The following is a 19,635-nucleotide window of genomic DNA, read 5'->3' on the forward strand; positions in this document are numbered from 1 at the left end:
AATCATGACCTTGGACAACACCACTCATCTCGGCGGCCTCGGGGTCGACGAGTTGGTTCCGTCGCGCTACGCGATGGACGTCGGCGATATCGAGGTGCTGGTGATATCGAGGTGCTGGTGATCAGCGATGGGGTACTGCCGATAACTGCGTCGACGTTGGCCACCAACGTCGATCCGACCGAACTGGCGGTCTGGCTGGACGGCATGTTCCTGCCGCCCGATGTGGTGGACTGGCCGCTGAATGTGGTCGTAGTGCGCAGCGGCGACCGGACCATACTCGTCGACGCCGGGCTGGGGCTGGAGTTCCCGGACTTCCCGAAGGCAGGGCAGACGGCCGCGCGATTAGAGGCCGCCGGTGTCGATCTCGCCTCCGTGACCGACGTGGTGCTCACCCACATGCATATGGACCACGTCGGCGGGCTGCTCACCGAAGGGCTGAAGGCGCGGCTGCATCCGGACTTGCGGGTCCACGCCGCAACCGCAGAGGCCGAGTTCTGGGAGGCACCCGATTTCTCCCACGCCACCATGCCGGGGCCAATTCCGGACGTGCTTCGCAGGGTCGCTACGCAGTTCTTGAACGAGTACCGCGGCCAGCTGCGGACATTTGAGACGGAGTACGAGGTGGCTCCGGGAGTTCTCATCTCTCGCACCGGCGGCCACACCCCCGGACACAGCGTGGTCCGCCTTGAGTCACGCGGGGAGAAGCTGACGTTCGCCGGCGATGCGGTGTTCGCGCCCGGTTTCGATAATCCCGAGTGGCACAACGGCTTTGAGCACGATCCTGAGGAGGCGGCTCGGGTGCGGATCCGTCTTTTGCGGGAGCTGGCGGCGACCGGCGAGGCGATGGTTGCCACCCACCTGCCGTTCCCGTCCGTCTGCCATGTGGCCACCGCCGGCAACACCTTCCGGTGTGTACCGGCCACCTGGGACTACTGACCGCTAGTTCAGTGGGAACTAACGAGACCACCGCGGCGTGTGAACCACGCCGCGGTGGTCTTTTCAGGTAGTGCACTACTCGTGCCCACGGTCTCCGTTAGCCCATACCGTCGTGTCACCAACGTTCGGCCGAACAAGAGAACCGGTCTATGGCAATGGCCCTGCGCTGGAATGACATTCATCCGGCTACGAAAGGCGCGTGCACCATGGTCCTCATTCCGAATTTCGAAAGTCAGTCGCACTTCTTTACCCCGGCGGCGTTGGCAGTCAACGAGCAACAACCGACGTCGATCGCCGATCAGCGCTTCGTCTTCCAGACAAATGGCGTCGCCATCGTCAACATGCCGGGCCAGACCAGCGTGGATTGGTCGCGAAATCAAGCGTTGATCTCCCCGAACATGAGCGATGCGTTCAAGGCGATCACCACACGGCACAACATCCCGATACCAGCCGGGACCTTCCCGTGGTTCCAGGTGGACAGCGCCATTCCCTTCGCCACCCTGAGTTCGATCTTCGATCGGCATGAGGCGATAGACGCAGGATTCGCTGTTGACCGTTGGCGTTTCAGGACACGGACCGGCATCGGACTGCAACCCGGACAGGCGATCCAAAGTCTGTTCGACGGCCTGCTCGTGGATTTGGCCGTACGTGACAGTGATGCAGTACTCCACCGAATCAGTTACCACATCACTGTGCAGGGCAGAATCCGGTTCGTCACCGGCCTCACGTGATCAATCCCGGTCGACCCCGGTGCCCCCGGACGCCGCCAAGAAAGCCTTTTCGAGCAGCACAAACAGTTCACATCGCTGCGTTGCACTCAAGGCAGACAGCACGCGGGTCTCTGCATCTCTGAGCACTTCGACCATCTCGGCGTTCCGGCGCTTTCCGAGCGGAGTCATCACCACATCGTGGCGGCGGCGGTCCTCCGGGGACCGCTGACGCTCAACGAAGCCAATGGCTTCCAGATCGTTCAGCAGCCCAACCATGGTGGTCTTGTCCACCCGCAAGGCTTCGGCGAGATCTGCCTGAGACTGCGTGCCAGCCGCATCCAAGACGTTGAGCGCCCCCATATGAAGCAGCCGCAGTGCGTGCTTACCCAGTTCGGCATCCACTTCGACATGCATTCGTCGCAGGAGGATCTCGAACAGGGGCCCGAACAACCCCTGTGGCCTGGGGTAATCATCCGGTGGGAACTCACTCATAGCCCCAATAGTACATCTATGCAGATCATCTGTTTTAATCAAATCGTTAGTTCTAATCAAACGATTTGATAGGAGGTACCCATTATGAGCAGCGCGAAGCGTTCCGGTTTGGTCGCCGGAGCGGCCGTGATGGCGATCGCATGCGCCCTCGCAACATCGGCAACCAGCTGGGCCGCCCCCGTCGAGATGGCTCCGCAATCCAGCCAACGCACAACCTTCGACGGCTGGCACCTGTCGGTTGCCCTCTCGGGCGAGGTAATCAATGCGGTCCCAAATCTGGCCGGCGCGCAGAACTCTCGCGAGGCGTTCATGACGCTGTCCGCGCAGGCGAACATCGGCGGCAGCGGCGGCAATCCCGTCACCGCAGCCAACTTCGTCGCGGGCTACCAAGTCGGTTGCCAGATCGATGTGTCACAGGGTCTTCAGATCGGCGGCACTGGCCAGTTGGCGGGATCGGTCGGGGCGACCATCAGCGGCCAGCCGGGAGTGCAGGTGGGCGGCACCGGGGCGATCGGCGGCTTCGTGCAGACCGACCTGCAGCCGGGCGTGATCACCACCGTCGCGATGGGCACTATGCCGGTGACGGCAGGCGTAGGGCGCCTGGATATGCAAGACGTCCACTTGAAAGTGGACGCCTGCGGCGGACCGGTGACGGTGCGCTCCTACGCGACATTCGCGGTCGCCAGTGCGGTTCAACAAACGCAATTGTCCGTGTACGGCGATCCGTACGTCCTGAACTAGGAGCGATACATGTTTCTGTTCAACATAATCCGCCGAACTGGAGGCGTCTCGCTGCTACTGGCCGCCGCCCTGGCACTGTCCGCGGGTACGGGTGTGGCAAGGGCCAACCCCGGCCCGATCACACCCCCGCCCCCGCCGGTGATCGGACCGTTGCAGTACGGGCCACCGGGATACCCGGCGACAATCGGAATTCCACTGCTGCCCTCAGGACGCTCGGGCGTATCTGTATCGGCCGACACCCTGAGCCCCGCAGCACCTGCCCCAGCCAACGCTTCCCGCGGGATCTCTGGAGTACAGACGTCGGCCGATTCCTTGAGCCCCGCTCCTTAGTCAGAGGCAATCGCCGGTGCGCGCGCTTCATCGAGTCGGCCGTAGTACGACAATTCCCGGGACCGTGCCCAGATACTCCCCCAGTGGCGTGTCGACGACTTGGTTGTTCGCCCGCAATGACGAGGCATTGCGCAGTACCGGCCCGCTCGGCGTGTGGAGGAAAATTCCTACATGCGTGACGTCGAGCCCGCCGGCCGTGGCGTAGGCACCGAGGTAGTCACCGTCGTGAAGATTTGCGATGACACCACCCGACACACGGGCACTCGGTAAATAGACAACCGTGCGCGGCCGCGGCGGAAGCCCAGGCAGATAGCTGCCGCCGGAATCCTTCAGGTTGAGCGTCTTGGCGACCTGCTCCACAGGTGCCCCGAGGCTAGCTGTCACATCGGTGGCGTTGGTGGGCGTATCGGCGGCCCAATCGGTGAAGAAGTGGCGGCGCTGCGTGAAGTTGACATCGCCCCCGCGATAACGGATCTGGGTCAGTTGGGCGATGAAATCGGTGCTGTTACTCGACCGCTTCAGCGCTTCGACATAGTCGGCGTATGTGAAGCAGTCCACGCGGGAGAGTTCTACGACCAACTGCTCGGGGATGGAAGCGGATCCAATCAGGGTGTCAGCGCCGTATGGCACACGCAGAAAAAGGGCCGATACCGCGGCACTCAGCTGCGCGGGATTCTCCGCCGCAAGGCGGTTGCGCTCAGTGAGCAGCCCCTGGAGCCGGCGTTCGTTATCCGGACTCATATGCACGGTGTCGGCCGAGGAAACTGGAGATGCGCACAGCGCACAGATCAATACAAGCAGCGCGAACAGGCCGTGGCGAAGTTGTTTCAGAGCCCGGTGCGTCGTCGTGTTCATGACCTGATGCCCTTTCACATGGCTCGCCCATCCGAATTCCGGTAGTGCATTGTTCATCCCACGGTCCCGGATAGCCCATCATCGCACAAGCAACGTCCAGCCCAGCGAGACAAAACAGCGCTGCTAGCAGCAATAGTCCTGCGCAGGAATCGATTTGACGGCTCCTGCGGAAGCCCCACGCGTCGTCAAGAGGGCAAGTCGAGCGAACCCCGAGTCAGGGCCTCGGGATGGCGCCTCCAAGAGCAGGGGTGGATGTCCGGTAGGGACCAACCAGACACGCACACGTCGCACATGTGCCGAAGGGCCGGGGTGTGGAGTAGTCCTTGGTGTTCATCGGATCGCAGTTAACGAACGTGCGACGGGTACGCCGTTGCGAGTACGGCTCCCGTTGTAAGCCTCTTGCTAATCCGGTGGCTGATCTTGCTTCACCGCGGCCCTCGCGTGCTGCGCCGTATCTGTGGCTGCTGTACCGCAGGGTGTTGTGACGCAGTGGCTTCTCCGAAGGGCTCGCTGGGAGCGCAAGAACATCTCGGCGGTTACGTCCGTGCGCACTCAACCCGGGCAACAAAAAATCCCAGGTCATTGACCTGGGATTATTGTGGAGCTAAGGGGATTCGAACCCCTGACCCCCACACTGCCAGTGTGGTGCGCTACCAGCTGCGCCATAGCCCCATGTTTAGTTGTTCGTGCTCGGACGAAGTTACACCACGGCGACGGGCTCTCAAAATCTCAGCGCTCCGGCCCACCGACATCCTCTGCTACTTCCTGCATACTCCTAACCTGCGGTGACGCAAGTCTCCCCAGCGTCTCGGGCGCAAAAATCCACGCCACCGCCGCGATCAGCGGCATCGCACCACCTACCACGAACGCCCATCCATAGGACGCTTGCTCGACGATCACCCCGGCGACCACAGGCCCGATCACCAGACCGATATCCGAGGTCATCTGAAAACTGGCCAATGCCGTCCCCGCCCTCCCCCGACTGCCCACCACATCGGCCACCGCGGCCTGCTGTGGGGACGCATACAGCCCCGCGCCGATGCCGCCGACAAGCGAGAGCACGATGAGCACCGGCAAGGATGACGCAAAGCCCATCGCCACCACGGTGGACCCGCACACCACCAGACCGGCGACCACGAGCGGTTTACGGCCGATGTCATCGGACCACGACCCGGCCAGGAAGGCCGTGGACACGTCCCCGGCCGCAAATGCTGCGAATACGAGTCCGGCAGCCCCCGGCCGTTGATGCAACGCCTCGACCACGAACAGCGGCAATAGCGCACCGCGAATCCCGAAGATCGCCCATCCCGCACTAAAATTCGACATCAGCGCAGCGAGGAACGTCCGATGACGCAATGCGGACTTCAACGTCACCGGCGTCCGCTGATGATTATCGGCGACCTCCAGCAGCGTGGAGTGCCGCAATCCGAAGTAGACCAGCACGACGACGACCACCAGCGCCGCGGCGTAGATGATGAACGGCGCCGAAAGGCTCAGCCCCACAACAGCACTGCCCACGGCGGGCCCAGCCACCATTCCGAGCAGGAAGCTCGACCCATACAGCCCCTGCGCACGCCCTCGAATCTCCTCGGGTGCGATGCGCACGAGCAGCGCCGCCGCCGACACGGTGAACATGGTGGAGCCGATGCCGCCGAGCGATCGAAACACCAATAGCTGCCAATAGCTATGCACAAAGGCACAGATGCCGGTGGACACCGCGACGATCAGCAGCCCGGTCATGTAGACCCAGCGCTCCCCCAGCCGCTGCACGAGCGCTCCGGCGGCCGGCGCGAACACCAACCGGAATGCCGCGAACGCGCTCACCACCGCAGTCGCCGCGGTCACGCTCACCCCGAAGCTCCGCGCATACTGCGGCAGCGCCGGCGCCACCACCCCAAACCCGAGCGCAATCACCAGGCTGGCGACAACCAGAATCCATATCTCCCACGGCAGACGCGGTTTGGCGGCTGCGACGCTGTCGGTACAGCCACTCAAAGGCAATGCTCTTCGCGAAAGCGGCTCATCGCCCAATCACCGCGGAGACGACCTCGCGCGCGGCATCCTGTACCTGCCTCAAGTGCTCGGCACCCAGATAAGATTCGGCATAGATCTTGTATACATCCTCGGTTCCCGAGGGCCGTGCCGCGAACCAGGCGTTTTCGGTAACAACCTTCAGCCCGCCGATCGGTGCGCCATTGCCGGGCGCGTTCGTGAGCTTGGCGACGATGGGTTCACCGGCCAGCTCGGTGGCGCTCACCTGCTCGGGCGAGAGCTTGCTCAGTATCGACTTCTGCTCGCGGCTCGCGGGTGCATCAACGCGGGCATACGTTGGGGCGCCGTACTTCTCGGTCAGCTCGGCGTACCGCTGCGAGGGCGTCGCCCCGGTGACCGCCAGGATCTCCGAGGCGAGTAGTGCGGCGATGATGCCGTCCTTGTCGGTGGTCCACACCGACCCGTCGCGGCGCAAGAAGGACGCCCCGGCGCTCTCCTCACCGCCGAAACCGATTGTCCCGCCGATCAACCCGTCGACAAACCATTTGAAGCCGACCGGCACCTCAAGAAGCGTCCGGCCCAGCCCCGCCACCACCCGATCGATGATCGACGAGCTCACCAGCGTCTTGCCCACTGCGGTCCCGGCGGCCCAGCCGTCCCGGTGGCTGAACAGGTAGTCGATGGCGACCGCCAGGTAGTGATTGGGGTTCATCAGCCCCGCATCGGGGGTCACGATGCCGTGCCGATCGGAGTCGGCGTCGTTCCCCGTGGCGATCTGGTACTTGTCCCGCGATGCCACCAGCGAGGCCATCGCGTCCGGTGAGGAGCAGTCCATCCGGATCTTGCCGTCGTGGTCCAGAGTCATGAACCGCCAGGTGGCGTCCACCAGCGGGTTCACCACGGTCAGATCCAGCGACCACCGGTCTGCGATGGCGGCCCAGTAGTCGACGCTGGCCCCGCCCAGCGGGTCTGCGCCAATGCGGATTCCTGCGTCCTTGATGACGTCGAGATCGACCACATTGACCAGATCGTCCACATATGTCTGCTGAAAGTCATACCGCTGCACGGATTTCAGCGCCTGTGCCAGTGAGACCCGTTTCACCGAACGCCATCCGGTACGCAGAATCTCATTGGCGCGCGCGGCGATCACACCCGTGGCGTCGGTATCGGCGGGGCCGCCGTGCGGCGGGTTGTATTTGAACCCGCCGTCTCGGGGCGGGTTATGCGACGGGGTGACGACGATCCCATCGGCTCGATCGGTCGGCGTGCCGCGATTGTGCCGCAGGATGGCGTGGCTCACCGCCGGAGTCGGCGTGTATCGGTCCCGTGAATCCACAGCCACCACAACGCCGTTGGCGGCCAATACCTCTAGCGCACTGGTCCACGCCGGCTCGGAGAGTGCATGGGTGTCACGACCGATGAACAGCGGCCCGGTGATGCCTTGCGAGGAGCGGTATTCCACGATCGCCGCGGTGGTGGCGACGATATGCGCTTCGTTGAAGGCGCCGTCGAGGCTCGACCCGCGGTGCCCGGAGGTCCCGAACGCGACCTGTTGCGCGACGTGCCCCGGGTCGGGTTCGATCGCGTAGTACGCGGTCACCACGTGGGCGATATCGATGAGGTCTTCCGGCTGGGCCGGCTGTCCGGCGCGCGCATTGCTCACCCGCCTGATTCTGCCCGGATCAGGTGAACCGTGTCTTACCGAATGGCCGCTATTGGAGGGGCTGAATACCGACGGCCGTCCCGTACGCGCACACCTCAACGCCCGTGTTGGCGTACTCGGTGGTCTCGAAACGGAACGCGACCACGGCATTGGCCCCACGCGACTCCGCCTCAGCCGCCAGCCGGGACAGTGCCTCCTGGCGGCTCTCGTGCAGCAACTGGGTAATGCCCTTGAGCTCACCACCGGCGATGGACTTGAACGAGGCGGCAAGGTTGGAGCCGATGTGCCGCGACCGCACGGTTAAGCCGAAGACCTCGCCGAAGACCGCGGCGATCTTGTATCCGGGAATGTCGTTGCTCGTCACGATGATCATGAGCCCAACGTACCGTCGCCCGTCGGCTATGCGATCGAGGCGACGTCCTGCCACAACGGGCGCCGATCCCCGTCGGGATCGCTCTCCAATCGCGAGGGGCTGTCGATGATCAACACCTGTCGGTCCGGCACCGTATACATGGGCCAGCCATCCCCCGGTGTTCCGCTGTGCGCGAATGACAGCCAACGCCTCTGCATCTCGTCGCTGACGGCGCGGGCGGCCGCCCGATCCCTACGTCCCGCCAGGAACGGTGCGGCCACGGTCCGGTAGGTGCCGAACACAGCAAGCAGTTCGATGGCGTGGGTGGGGCCCAGTCCGTAGCGGCGCAGCGCCCTCGTCGCGTAGTCGTATCGGTAGAAGTACGCCGGGGCGTACCGGCCGTGCGCCTCCGCGACACGCCATGCCGCCGAACCGAACGCCAGATCTCCCGCCAGCTGCAGGAGCGCCTTCTCCGACGGATACCCGTCGTAACCGGCGACGATGCGCTGGACGAACTCGGGCCCGCCCTTGGACAGGGAGTGCTCCAACGCCTCCGGTGTGATCGGCAGGATCTTGAGCATCTTGGTGAACAGGGTCGCCTCTTCGGCGTTGTACCCGATGATCAGCGGAACACGATGCGACTCACCGCGTTCCATCGCTTCGACGGGGTCGAGCGGCAACACGTCGCCGTCGATGCTGGGCCCGATCCGCAACGACAGCCCCGGTACATGTTTGGCCGATCCGATGAGCCGGAACAACGCCTTCACCAGCTGCTGCGGTTTCGCGGACAGCACGGTTTCGGCCGCGTTCGAATCGCCGGCGCCCAAGTACTTCGCGAACTGGCGCGCATTGACAGCTGCATCCTCGGCGCTGACCACCAGGCCGGTGGCGGTGCTCTGGCAGATCGCCCGGTGGAACAGCCCGGCGGCCGACGGCACGGCGAGTAGCGTGTTCACGGCGTGTGATCCGGCGCTCTCGCCGAAGATCGTCACGTTGTTGGGATCGCCGCCGAAGGCGCCGATGTTGTCGCGCACCCATTGCAGCGCCAGCACCAAATCGCGCAGGTACAGATTGCTCTCAATGGTGTGCTTCTCATCGGACAACGACGAAAGGTCCACGCATCCAAGGCCGCCCAGGCGGTAGTTGACCGAGACGTACACGCATCCCTGCCGCGCCAGGCTCGCCCCGTCATACAGCGGAGTCGCCGAGCTGCCCAGAAAATACCCGCCACCATGGATAAAGAACATGACCGGAAGAGGCCCACTGATCGGCCCCTCGGGGGCGACCACGTTGAGGGTCAGGCAGTCCTCGCTGAGCTTTTGGGGCTTGCCGGGCAGGATGATGGCGTAGCGATGCTGCTGGATGGAGGCGGCACCCCAGGTGCGGCACTTGCGCACCCCCGTCCACGGCGCAGCCGGGCGGGGCGCACGCAGACGTAGCGGGCCCACCGGCGGTTCCGCGTAGGGAATCCCACGGAAGCGGTGCACGCCTCCCCGGGTGAATCCTTCGACCGTGCCGTTAGCGGTATTGATACGAATAGCGCGTCTCAAAAAGGACCCGGGCGTGCGGGGCGTCGTTGCCATCGACACATCCTAGGTAACCAACCGGTTGGCCCACAATGGCGGATCAGAGAGTGAGACTGAATCCGTCCCATGCGGCTCGTCGGGTCGCCTCCGGGTCTAGCTCCACGCGAGTGGCATGGTCGAACACCATCACGGCCCGATCCGGAGGTTCATAGGTGGGCCAGCTGTCACCCGGAATTCCACTGCGCGCGAACGCAAGCCAGCGTCGTTGTACATCGTTGCTGACCCGCACGGCGTCGCGACGGCCAATCGCCCCCGCCATCACGGTGCCCATCGCGCCGCGGTAACTATCGAACACGGCGAGCAGTTCTGTGGCATGTGTGGCGCCCATACCGGCCATTCGAAGCGCCCCGGGCGCATAGTCGTAGCGGTAGAAGTACACCGGCGCGTACCGATGGTGCGCCTCGGCCATTTGCCAGGCCGCGGTGGAAAAGTTCATGTCGCCGGCGAGCTTCACCCGGGCGTGACGCGCGGGGAACCCGGGATAAGCCGCCACGATGCGATCACGATGGGCGGCCCCACCCCGCATCAGCATCCCCTCGAGCGCGGCTTCAGACAGCGGCATCATCTTGAGGACCCGCGTGAACAGTTTGGCCTCGTCGGCATTGTGACCGACGATCAATGGAACACGATGCGCTTCACCGTGTTCCATCGCCTCGATGGGGTGGTGGGGCAGGTAGTTGCCGTCGATGCATGGGCCGATCGCAAATGACCCGCCCGGCATGTTCTCCACGATGTCGGCGATAAGCGCGTTGAGCGCCGCGCCCAACTCGGCGGGCGTCGACTGCAGCACGGTCTGTGCGGCCGTTTCCGGTGTGGCACCAAGGACTTGTGCGAACTTCTGCGCGTACAGAGCCGCCGACTCAGCGGGCACCGCCATACCGCTGGCGGTGCTCTGGCAGATGGCGCGGTGGAAGAGGCCCCCGGCGGCGGGCGTGGCCATCAGGGTCTCAACGCAGTGCGCCCCGGCGCTTTCCCCGAAGATCGTCACATTGCCCGGGTCGCCACCGAATGTCGTGATGTTGTCGCGTACCCACTGCAGCGCCAGCACCACATCACGCAGAAACAGGTTGCCCTCAATGAGGTGGCTGGTGTTCGACAAAGACGACAGGTCCATGGCACCCAGTGCACCCACGCGGTAGTTCACCGATACGTAGACGCACCCACGCCGAGCCAGGGAGCCACCGTCGTACAGCGGGGTCGCCGAGCTGCCCAGCAGGTACCCACCGCCATAGATGAAGAACATGACCGGCAACGGTTCGTTGGAGGGCCGATCGGGTGTGACGACGTTGACCGTGAGGCAATCCTCGCTGGCCCGCTGGACGCGTCCCGGCCCCAACACCCGGTAACGGCGCTGCTGCGGGGCCGCCGCGCCGAATTCGGTGCAGTCACGCACTCCGTCCCACGCCAAAGCCGGCTGAGGTGCACGCAGACGCAGTAGCCCGATCGGGGGGCGGGCATAGGGAATGGACCGGAAACGCCGCACACCGCCCCGTACGAAGCCTTCGACGATTCCGTTGGGAGTGGTCACGCGGACAGTGGGCGTCTTCGACCCTGAAGCCATGGGAGCCAAGATAGCTGCCCACGGGGTCGACGGCAGTGCCCATACAGGAAATCCAGGCAATTCGTGAGCAGCGGCACCACCGGCGACTGATAACTGATCACCGCCTCCAGAAATCCACCGGCGCCAGACTGCTCGGTTTCGACGCGGTCACGGGAACATACCTATCGATGCACCAGTAGCCACATTGGCCTCACCAGCCACTATCGTCACGGAAGTCTATTGCTGACGTCGATATGGCGTCCTGCCCCGGGAAGGTCCGACATGTCGCCGCGTCGCCGTATCTCCGTGGTCTTGCTGACCTCGGTCATTATCGGATCAAGCGTTGCGATCGATGTCGCGCCCTTGGCCTCTGCTGATCCCTGCACAGGCCCCGCAGCAGGGCTCCAGCCGCCGACTCCGGTCCCCGATGACGGTATGCCCGGCCAGGCGCCCCCGATCGGGCGCCGGCCCGTCAACGCGAACGACAAGGCCCCCCTGCCCGAACTGGGCAAGCTGCCGCTGGCCATCCTCAAGCAGGTCCTGCCCCAGCAGAGCGCTAAGAAGAAGCCGGGGTGGGCCCAAGAGCTGGCACGGCCGGCCCTGCCCAATCCTCCCGAGCCGGGCAACCCGTCCCAGAACAACCTGCAAGATCAGCAGGCCGCAGCGCCGGCGCCCGCCGTAGGCCCGTCCGCCGAAGCCGCCGTCTCCCCCTCAACCTCCGTCGTCGGCTGGGTCACCGGCGTAGACACCGGCGCCAACACGCTTCAGAAGTTCAGCATCTCCGGAACCGACCTCGGAATCATGTGGGACAACGGCGATTCAGCCAGCCATCAGGTGCTGATGGCCTTCGGCGATACATACGGATACTGCGGAATGAAGAGCCAGCAGTGGCGGTACAACACTCTGCTGCGCACCCAGGACAAGTCACTCTCGCGCGGACTCGCGGTGGCGGAGGGATCGACCTCGAACCCGTATTCGGGTTCCCCGCAGTCGCGCCCGGGCTACTCCAAGCAGATCATTCCGCCCATCAAGTGGGCGGCCCAGGAGCGCGGCATCATCCCGACCGCCGCCGTCTCCGTTGGGCGCACCCAGTACATGAACTACATGTCCATCAAGAGCTGGGACAGCGCCGGCGAGTGGACCACCAACTACTCGGCCACCGCGGTGTCCAACGACAACGGACAGAACTGGAAGACATTCCCGCAGAGCGTTCGTCCCTCGTCCCCGGATGCCATCAGCCAGGTCCCGTTTAGGGCGGGAAATGAGAACTTCCAGCAGGCGGCCTACGTGAAGGGTACCGACGGCTTCATCTACATCTTCGGAACACCTTCTGGCCGAAGCGGATCCGCCTTCGTATCGCGCGCATTGCCCGCAAACCTGCCCGATGCCGGCAAGCATGAGTTCTGGAACACCGATAGGGGCTCTTGGGTTCCCGGCGATCCCAATGCCGCGACGCCCATCATCTCGGGCCCGGTGGGCGAAATGTCGGCGCAGTACAACACATACCTCAAGAAGTACCTGGTGATGTACGGGGATAAGTCCGGCGACGTCTTGCTCTCGACATCGCCTGCTCCACAGGGCCCCTGGAGCCCACCGCAGGTCCTCGTCACCGAGGCGCAGATGCCGGGCGGCCCGTACGCGCCGTACCTGCATCCGTGGACGACCGGCAAGGAACTGTACTTCAACCTGTCCCTATGGTCGGCGTACAACGTGATGTTGATGCGCACGACGTTGCCGTAACGCTACAGCCGTTCGATGATGGTGGCGTTGGCCAAACCCCCTGCCTCACACATGGTTTGCAAGCCGTAGCGGCCGCCGGTCTGCTCCAGCACTGAAATCAGCGTGGTCATGAGCCGACCACCGCTGGCTCCGAGCGGATGCCCGATGGCAGTGGCCCCGCCGTTGATGTTGACCTTGGCCAGATCCGCGCCGGTCTCCGCCTGCCACGCCAGTACCACCGAGGCGAAGGCCTCGTTGACCTCGAAGGCGTCGATATCGGCCAGTGACAGGCCTGCGCGGTCAAGGACTTTCGCGGTCGCAGGGATCACTCCGGTGAGCATGTACAGCGGATCGTCGCCCACTACCGCGACCGAATGCACCCGGGCTCGTGGCGTGAGGCCAAGGCGTTTTGCAGTCTCGCTGGAGGTGATGAGCACCGCCGAGGCCCCGTCGTTGATCGGCGAGGAGTTGCCCGCGGTCACCTTCCAGTCGATCTGCGGGAAGCGCTGCTCCCATAACTCGTTATGGAAGGCGGGCTTGAGCCCGGCCAGGACCTCGACGGTGGTCGATGGCCTGACGGATTCGTCGCTGGTCACTTCGACCAGCTCGCCGTTGATATTGGGAACCTTGAGCGACACCACATCGCGCGTGAATCTGCCCTCCGACCACGCCTGCGCCGCGCGACGGTGACTCTCGGCCGCAAAGGCATCCAGCTGCTCACGAGACAGCTCCCATTTCGCGGCGATCAGCTCGGCACTGATGCCCTGCGGGACAAGCCCTTCCGGATATCGCTTGGCAACCTCGGAGCCGAAGAAATCCTTGCCCAGGCTTTGACTGCCCATCGGCACCCGGCTCATCGACTCGATGCCGGAGGCAATCACCACGTCGTAGGCCCCAGCGATAACTCCCTGTGCAGCGAAGTGGACGGCCTGCTGACTGCTGCCGCACTGTCGGTCCACGGTCACCGCGGGAACCGTCTCGGGCAATCCCGCGGCCAGGGCCGCCCACCGGGCGGTGTTCGAGCTCTGCTCCCCCACCTGCCCGACGGCGCCACTGATGACATCGTCGACGAATGCCGGGTCGATCCCGGTGCGCTCGACGAGTGCGCGGATGGCATGCGCGTGCAGATCGACCGGGTGCACTCCGGACAGCGACCCACCCGGCTTTCCCTTACCGACGGGAGTCCGCACCGCGTCGACGATCACTGCATCTCTCATGGGTCTGCCTCCTGGATTCATCGTTGAAGTCCTCTTCTGCCGGTATACGCCCAGTTAGTTGGAAATCACAACTAACTGTGATCAGGTGCATACCGTGCTAAGTTGGGTTTCAGGACTATGAGAGATTGTTCGATAGCCAATGCCCTCGACGTAATCGGGGAACGCTGGACCCTGCTGGCCCTGCGCGAGATGATGCTGGGCAATCGGCGCTTCGACGAGATCGTCCGCAACACCGGCGCCAGCCGCGACATCCTGGCCACGCGGCTGCGCAAGCTCGTGGACGCAGGCGTGCTGGAGAAGCGTCAATACGAACAGCACCCTCCCCGCTACGAATACCTACTCACCGAATCCGGGCGCGCCCTCCGGCCGGTACTGTTCGCTCTCATGGAGTGGGGTGACAAATTCGCCACGGAGGGGCCCCCACCGAGCGTCTGGGAGCACCGGTGCGGCTCGGCCTTACATGTCCAACAGGTCTGCGAGAACTGCGGCGAGGCAGTGTCATTCGATGACCTCACGCCGCGACGACTGGGACGGGTGCGATGAGTGGCGAACCGTTGACGTATGAGCCTGCGGATGCAACGCGCCCGGGCGAGAGCACGTGGTCCGCTACGCCGCCCACGCTCCGACGATTCGAACAGACCGTCACCATCGGACACGGCGAGGCCGCGTGGCAAGAGGCCTCACAAGCGGTGCTGAACTGGGGAGTCAAGCGGCGCAGTGGTTTCCGGGTAGACCCGGAGGCCGCCGTGAGTGAGGACGCCGAGTTCCAGATCACCTTCGGATGGGGCCCGCTCGCCGTTCGCGAGCCGGTGCGCATCGTGGCCGTGGCCGATACCGACCACCGATGCGGGTTCGCGTACGGCACGCTACCCGGGCATCCGGTGTCGGGCGAAGAGGCATTTATCGTGCACAGGAACATCGAGGGCACTGTGTTTCTCACGCTGCGCTCATTGACCCAGCCCGCACCGTCCGGATTCTGGCGGCGGGTGTTCCCGGTACTCCTGTTGGCGCAGCGGGTTTTCCGCCGTCGTTATCTCCGGGCGCTATCGCCTTAATCGACAGACGCCGCGAGATCGACCAAGGCCCGCGCCGGTCCCGCCGGCGGGACTCCCGGTTTCCATACCGCGCGGAATTGACGGGTGAACACTGTGCCGTCGGCAAGCGTCACTTCATGGAGAGTTCCCGCCGACAGCTCGGGTGCCGCGATGAGTCGGCTGATCACCGCGGGTGCCAATCCCGTTGCCGCAGCGGCCTTGATCGCGGCAGCGGAGCCGAGCTCAGCTGCCGGGGTCGCAGGCTGACACACCTCGCTCAACGCCTCCCACACGGTGTCGCGGGTTCCGGAGCCGGGCTCTCGCATGAGCAACGGAGTTGTCGCAAGTTCGCGCAGCGTCACGGGTTTGCGTCGCCGAGCCCATGTGTGCGCCGGCCCCACCACAATGACCAGCTCGTCGGCGCCCAGCACTTCCCCATCCAAACCGGCGGGCGCATGTGGCCCCTCGATGAATCCGAGGGTCGCATTTCCACCCCGCACCAGCTCACATACCTGCTGTGTGTTGCCGACTTCGAGCGATACCGCAACATCCGCATGCCGCGAACGAAGAGCCGTGAGCCACAGCGGTATCCGATGATCGGCGATGGTGCGCGAGGCGGCAACGACCAGACGCGGCGCTTGGCCGGAATGCAGGGCAGCCACACCAGTGACGAATTCTCGGGCCGCCGCAAGGACCGGAGTGGCATGGCCGACTACCGCAAGTCCAGCATCCGTCAGCCGCGACCCGGTGGGGCCGCGCTCCAGCAGTACCAGCCGAAGGCGACGTTCCAGCGCTCGGATTCGCATGCTCGCAGCGGGTTGTGAAATGCCATGCTGCCGTGCCGCCGCACCAAGGCTGCCCGTCTCGGAGACGGACACCAACAGGTCCAGCACACCGATGTCGGGGGTGCCAGGAGGAAGAGGCATAAGCACAGTTTATGGGGTCTTGCCGAGGACGTGCGTGCATTGCGAGTCTGCTTCCGCGCGGGCGGCTGATCAGTTCACTTGACGCAGGCGACGCCGTCCGCACCCATCTGGCTCAAGTCGGTGGGCACGGGCGCCTGAACACCGGTTCCCGTCGCGGCAACCGCGGTCATGACGTCGGCGGAATCGGCATCCGCTGACGAATCACCCTTCTTACCCGCGCTGTGATGTGCGATGTAGTCGTCCACAGGGAATTGCGATCCCACGGTCAACTGAACGGTTCCAGGTGCGACCGCACCGGATTCCGTCATGGGCAGGTGCAGTTGATCGGCAAGCACCTGCGCGCCCTCTTGGGCATCCGAGCCGTACACAATCGAGCTCTCGGTCGACATGACCTCTGCCGTCGACGCACGACCGCGCGTGAATCCCCTGGCGGTAAAGGCATCTTCGAGTGCCGCACCCAGCCCGTCTCGCTCGGTCGCGTTGACCACATTGAGCACCGCAGGAGCCGAAAGAGGAGCCGCCGGGGACGCTGCAGCCACAGTGGGCGGGGCGGGGGCGATACCGGCGGAGAAACGGTCGTGGACGATCCGCCGGATCGTTGGGAGGTCGACGATGTTGACGTCCGAGCCGTTGGAATCCTGGCCGAAGTCAGAAATGGGCAGCGTATAGAACGACGTCGGTCGTTTGGTCAATTGCGAGGCACGCGCGGCGAAGTCGACAATGTTGAGCCCGGAGTCGATCGCGACGTTCTCGTGCGCAACATTCAGAATGTTGCGTATCGCCGCGGGGTTCGACATCACCCCGCCCTTGCGAACCGCAGTCAACAACGACACGAGGAAGGCCTGCTGACGACGGGTGCGGTCCATATCCGTGAACGACCCGTCGTTTTCGTCACGCCGTTGCCTGACGAATGCCATCGCCTGGGATGCGTCGATCTGCTGGACGCCTTCGCGGAAGTTGGCGCCGGAGAACTCATCGACCGTATCGTGGTTCAGGCACACCGAAATAGGCTGCACCGCCTTGGCGATCTGGAAGAACGCGGCGAGGGTCACTTCCACGAAGTGGTCGATCGTCACACCCAAAAAGTCGCGCACCGTATCGATCTGGGCCTTGCGCCCTGCCTCACGGGCGGCCTGCTCACGCGCGGTCAGATCGTTGGCGCCCGCCGCGTCGGAGCTGCCGTTCGCCTGCGCATCCAACGCCTGCTGGTAGGCAAATCCGTAGGCCTGCTTCACCTTGCCCTTGCATACCGACCCGGGGCAACCCGCCAGGTCCACATAATCGTCACGCGGGATCGACACCGCAGTGATGGGACCGTCGTTGCCCGGGATATGCACCACAATCAACACATTCGCGTTGTACCCGCCCGACGTCTCGTCACCGGCGTGCAGCGCGTCATACATCTCCTGCGGCAGCGGCTTCCCGTTTTGGTCGAGCCGGCTGTCCAGCCCCATCAGCAGGATGTTCTGGTCCTGGCCGACGGGAGTAAGCACTCCGGGCAGCACATGCGACGTGATGATCTGCCCCACCGTTGTGTTGTACCCGGCCCAGCCAAAGCCCGTGATGGCCATGACAAATGCCGCAGCGATACCGACGACCAGACGCCCCTTTTCCAGCACCCAGCGCTGCGCCTGACCAGACTGTAGTTCGCCCATAACAATTGACCATTGTTCTGGACGACTCGTCCAAAACCCGGCAAGCACGCATCGGATTCCGCGGCGAGTCCCCACTCGCGCCTAGCTGTGAGGTACTTGTGAATCCATCACGGCCACCCGCTAATCCGCGCGGATAAGCCCCAGGATCGGGATAACCCGGGTGGTCTTGCGCTCGTACTCGGCGAAGTTCTCGTAGCGCTCCGCCTGACGGGCGTAGACCCGGTCGCGTTCCGCACCCACCACATCGCGCACGGTCACCGGGTAGTGGCTGCCGCCAGCCTCCACCGACACCTTCCCGGGATGGGCGAGAGCGTTGTAGTACCAGCCAGAGCTGTGGTCGCCGCCGTTGTTGGAGGCGAAGACGTAGAACTCGCCACCGTCCTCCCCCGGTTGATAGGCCATGGGATTTTGCCTCGACTCGCCGGACTTGGCCCCCACGGTGTGCAGGATGAGCATGTCGAATTGAGCAAAGAAGCCTTCTGCGCCACCGGTATCGCGGATCTGGTCGATCACATTGGCGTGAAAGTCGGTTTCGGTCATGACAGATTAAATGTCAACTCAACTGACATTATTTCCGGCGAGCCAAGAAATCTTCGACGAGCCAGTCGAGGAACTCGTCGCCCACCGCCTCCCCCGTCACGATCACGCGGTAGTACAGCGGCGCCACTAGCTGTTCGGCTAGACGAGCGATATCCACGTCGGCGGGCAGCTCTCCTCGCGCCACCGCACGGGCGAACGGAATCTGGTCCCGCGCCTGCTGTTCACGCAGATAACGAGCCCGGAAAGCATCCGCAAGCTGTGGGTCATGCTGCGACTGGCCAATGAGGGCCCGGAACACCGCACCCGCATCATCGGCCATGAGGAACAGCGCGGTGACACCCAGGTGGTGCCGCAGATCGGCTTCAAGGCTGCCGAGATCGGGCGGGTCGAGCTGGAGCGCAGCGTCTTCGAGGAAGACGTCCATCAGCACGTCAGCCTTCGAACCCCACCATCGGTAGACGGTCTGCTTGGCGACACCCGCCGCCTTGGCGATGCCTTCCATGGTGACCCCGGCATAGCCCTTGGCGACCAGTAGATCGTCGGCAGCGTGAATGACGGCCTCGCGAGCGGTGTCACTGCGGCCATGCCGGTTTCCGAAATGACGGCGCGCGTCGTCGGCCTCGCGGGGCTTCGCCGTCTCGTTCACAACGTTCATCGAATCACCACCCTAGACTAGACGAGACGTTGCGTCTATTCTAGATATCATGACAACAACACTCCATGAATCCGAATTCGCCGCGATCGTCGACCGACTCTTCGAGAACGCCTCGCACGACGCGCCGCCCGTCGACCGGGACACCTTCCACAAGAAATCCGTCGAGGAACGCGTCGAGCTGTTCCAGAACACCTACGTTCCCGTCGCCCCCGATGGCGGTCGGCTCCTCTACAGCCTGGTCCGCGCCGTCAAACCGAAGACGATCGTGGAGTACGGGTTGTCGTTCGGGATCTCCACCCTGCATTCAGCCGCAGCCGTTCGCGACAACGGTTTTGGCCGCATCATCACCACCGAGATGAGCACCGCGAAGATCGCCGCCTCGCGCGCGACATTCGCCGAGGCCGGAGTGTCCGACCTGATCACCATCCTGGAGGGCGATGCCCGCGAGACGCTGAAGACGATTGAGGGTCCGATCGAATTCCTTCTGCTGGACGGCTGGCCCGATCTCGACCTGCCGATCCTCAAGATTCTCGAGGACAAGCTGGCGCCGGGCGCGCTCGTCATTGCGGATAACGTCGGATTCGAAAGCAGCAAGCCGTATTTGGAGTACGTCCGTACGCCAGAGAACGGCTACGTGAGCGTGTCGTCTCCTATCGGGGAATGCATGGAGCTCAGCACTCGTTGCGGCTAGT

19 protein-coding genes, 1 tRNA gene and 1 pseudogene are annotated in these 19,635 nt (G+C 64.1%); 8 read left to right on the plus strand and 13 right to left on the minus strand.

Annotated elements, in window-relative coordinates:
• Nucleotides 1–4 precede the first annotated feature (4 nt).
• Nucleotides 5–936, plus strand: a pseudogene (locus tag AB0H22_RS01075) (MBL fold metallo-hydrolase).
• 206 nt (nt 937–1,142) lie between these two features.
• Nucleotides 1,143–1,667, plus strand: coding sequence for a hypothetical protein (locus AB0H22_RS01080; protein ID WP_358145981.1), 525 nt, complete (start codon nt 1,143–1,145; stop codon nt 1,665–1,667).
• Here AB0H22_RS01080 and AB0H22_RS01085 read toward each other — a convergent pair whose 3' ends face one another.
• Nucleotides 1,668–2,138 carry a MarR family winged helix-turn-helix transcriptional regulator gene (locus AB0H22_RS01085; protein ID WP_358144223.1) on the minus strand — a complete coding sequence of 157 codons (471 nt, stop codon included), beginning with the start codon at nt 2,136–2,138 and terminating at the stop codon, nt 1,668–1,670.
• An 84-nt stretch (nt 2,139–2,222) separates the two neighbouring features.
• On the opposite strand from AB0H22_RS01085, the gene AB0H22_RS01090 reads away from it, so the two are divergent.
• Both AB0H22_RS01090 and AB0H22_RS01095 read left to right on the plus strand, forming a co-directional pair.
• Complete coding sequence (locus AB0H22_RS01090) at nt 2,223–2,879, plus strand: MspA family porin (protein WP_255485578.1); 657 nt, start codon at nt 2,223–2,225, stop codon at nt 2,877–2,879.
• Nucleotides 2,880–2,888: 9 nt separating this feature from the next.
• Nucleotides 2,889–3,209, plus strand: a complete 321-nt coding sequence (locus tag AB0H22_RS01095; protein WP_180748330.1) for a hypothetical protein — start codon at nt 2,889–2,891, stop codon at nt 3,207–3,209.
• Nucleotides 3,210–3,236: 27 nt separating this feature from the next.
• Here the strand turns inward: AB0H22_RS01095 and AB0H22_RS01100 are convergent, their stop codons facing one another.
• The 7 genes from AB0H22_RS01100 to AB0H22_RS01130 form a co-directional block, all read right to left on the minus strand.
• On the minus strand, nt 3,237–4,064 hold the full coding sequence (locus tag AB0H22_RS01100; protein ID WP_180748331.1) for an N-acetylmuramoyl-L-alanine amidase-like domain-containing protein: 828 nt from the start codon (nt 4,062–4,064) through the stop codon (nt 3,237–3,239).
• Between the two features lie 599 nt (nt 4,065–4,663).
• Nucleotides 4,664–4,736 (minus strand) — tRNA-Ala (locus tag AB0H22_RS01105).
• A 57-nt stretch (nt 4,737–4,793) separates the two neighbouring features.
• The gene (locus AB0H22_RS01110) at nt 4,794–6,017 is read right to left on the minus strand and encodes an MFS transporter (RefSeq protein WP_358145983.1); all 1,224 of its coding nucleotides are present in this window, start codon (nt 6,015–6,017) and stop codon (nt 4,794–4,796) included.
• 67 nt (nt 6,018–6,084) lie between these two features.
• Nucleotides 6,085–7,719, minus strand: a complete 1,635-nt coding sequence (gene pgm / locus AB0H22_RS01115) for a phosphoglucomutase (alpha-D-glucose-1,6-bisphosphate-dependent) (protein WP_180748375.1) — start codon at nt 7,717–7,719, stop codon at nt 6,085–6,087.
• Between the two features lie 49 nt (nt 7,720–7,768).
• Nucleotides 7,769–8,092 carry a YbjQ family protein gene (locus AB0H22_RS01120; protein WP_180748376.1) on the minus strand — a complete coding sequence of 108 codons (324 nt, stop codon included), beginning with the start codon at nt 8,090–8,092 and terminating at the stop codon, nt 7,769–7,771.
• Between the two features lie 26 nt (nt 8,093–8,118).
• Nucleotides 8,119–9,654 carry a carboxylesterase/lipase family protein gene (locus AB0H22_RS01125; protein ID WP_180748377.1) on the minus strand — a complete coding sequence of 512 codons (1,536 nt, stop codon included), beginning with the start codon at nt 9,652–9,654 and terminating at the stop codon, nt 8,119–8,121.
• Between the two features lie 43 nt (nt 9,655–9,697).
• Nucleotides 9,698–11,218: a carboxylesterase/lipase family protein gene (locus AB0H22_RS01130; RefSeq protein WP_358144228.1), complete on the minus strand. Its 1,521-nt coding sequence runs from the start codon at nt 11,216–11,218 to the stop codon at nt 9,698–9,700.
• 261 nt (nt 11,219–11,479) lie between these two features.
• On the opposite strand from AB0H22_RS01130, the gene AB0H22_RS01135 reads away from it, so the two are divergent.
• Nucleotides 11,480–12,937, plus strand: a complete 1,458-nt coding sequence (locus AB0H22_RS01135; protein ID WP_358144230.1) for a DUF4185 domain-containing protein — start codon at nt 11,480–11,482, stop codon at nt 12,935–12,937.
• 2 nt (nt 12,938–12,939) lie between these two features.
• Here AB0H22_RS01135 and AB0H22_RS01140 read toward each other — a convergent pair whose 3' ends face one another.
• Complete coding sequence (locus AB0H22_RS01140; protein WP_358144233.1) at nt 12,940–14,133, minus strand: thiolase family protein; 1,194 nt, start codon at nt 14,131–14,133, stop codon at nt 12,940–12,942.
• Between the two features lie 117 nt (nt 14,134–14,250).
• Between AB0H22_RS01140 and AB0H22_RS01145 the strand changes: the two genes are divergently transcribed.
• Entirely contained in the window at nt 14,251–14,676 is a 426-nt protein-coding gene (locus AB0H22_RS01145; RefSeq protein WP_180748381.1) for a helix-turn-helix domain-containing protein, read from the plus strand.
• Entirely contained in the window at nt 14,673–15,188 is a 516-nt protein-coding gene (locus AB0H22_RS01150) for a DUF1990 domain-containing protein (protein ID WP_180748382.1), read from the plus strand. The genes AB0H22_RS01145 and AB0H22_RS01150 overlap by 4 nt, the downstream gene beginning before the upstream one ends.
• Here AB0H22_RS01150 and AB0H22_RS01155 read toward each other — a convergent pair.
• The 4 genes from AB0H22_RS01155 to AB0H22_RS01170 all read right to left on the minus strand — a co-directional run bounded on the left by AB0H22_RS01155 (nt 15,185) and on the right by AB0H22_RS01170 (nt 18,934).
• Nucleotides 15,185–16,093 (minus strand): LysR family transcriptional regulator, encoded by a 909-nt coding sequence (locus AB0H22_RS01155; RefSeq protein ID WP_180748383.1) that lies wholly within the window; start codon nt 16,091–16,093, stop codon nt 15,185–15,187. The two genes, AB0H22_RS01150 and AB0H22_RS01155, sit on opposite strands and share 4 nt — an antisense overlap.
• 74 nt (nt 16,094–16,167) lie before the next feature.
• Complete coding sequence (locus tag AB0H22_RS01160) at nt 16,168–17,748, minus strand: LCP family protein (protein WP_180748384.1); 1,581 nt, start codon at nt 17,746–17,748, stop codon at nt 16,168–16,170.
• 120 nt (nt 17,749–17,868) lie between these two features.
• Nucleotides 17,869–18,288, minus strand: a complete 420-nt coding sequence (locus AB0H22_RS01165; RefSeq protein ID WP_180748385.1) for a nitroreductase/quinone reductase family protein — start codon at nt 18,286–18,288, stop codon at nt 17,869–17,871.
• Between the two features lie 28 nt (nt 18,289–18,316).
• Nucleotides 18,317–18,934, minus strand: coding sequence for a TetR/AcrR family transcriptional regulator (locus tag AB0H22_RS01170; protein ID WP_180749677.1), 618 nt, complete (start codon nt 18,932–18,934; stop codon nt 18,317–18,319).
• Nucleotides 18,935–18,992: 58 nt separating this feature from the next.
• On the opposite strand from AB0H22_RS01170, the gene AB0H22_RS01175 reads away from it, so the two are divergent.
• Nucleotides 18,993–19,634 carry a class I SAM-dependent methyltransferase gene (locus tag AB0H22_RS01175; RefSeq protein WP_180748386.1) on the plus strand — a complete coding sequence of 214 codons (642 nt, stop codon included), beginning with the start codon at nt 18,993–18,995 and terminating at the stop codon, nt 19,632–19,634.
• Nucleotide 19,635 lies beyond the last annotated feature (1 nt).

Origin of the sequence: Mycobacterium sp. NPDC050853, assembly GCF_040653875.1 — a bacterium.
Lineage (GTDB): Bacteria > Actinomycetota > Actinomycetes > Mycobacteriales > Mycobacteriaceae > Mycobacterium.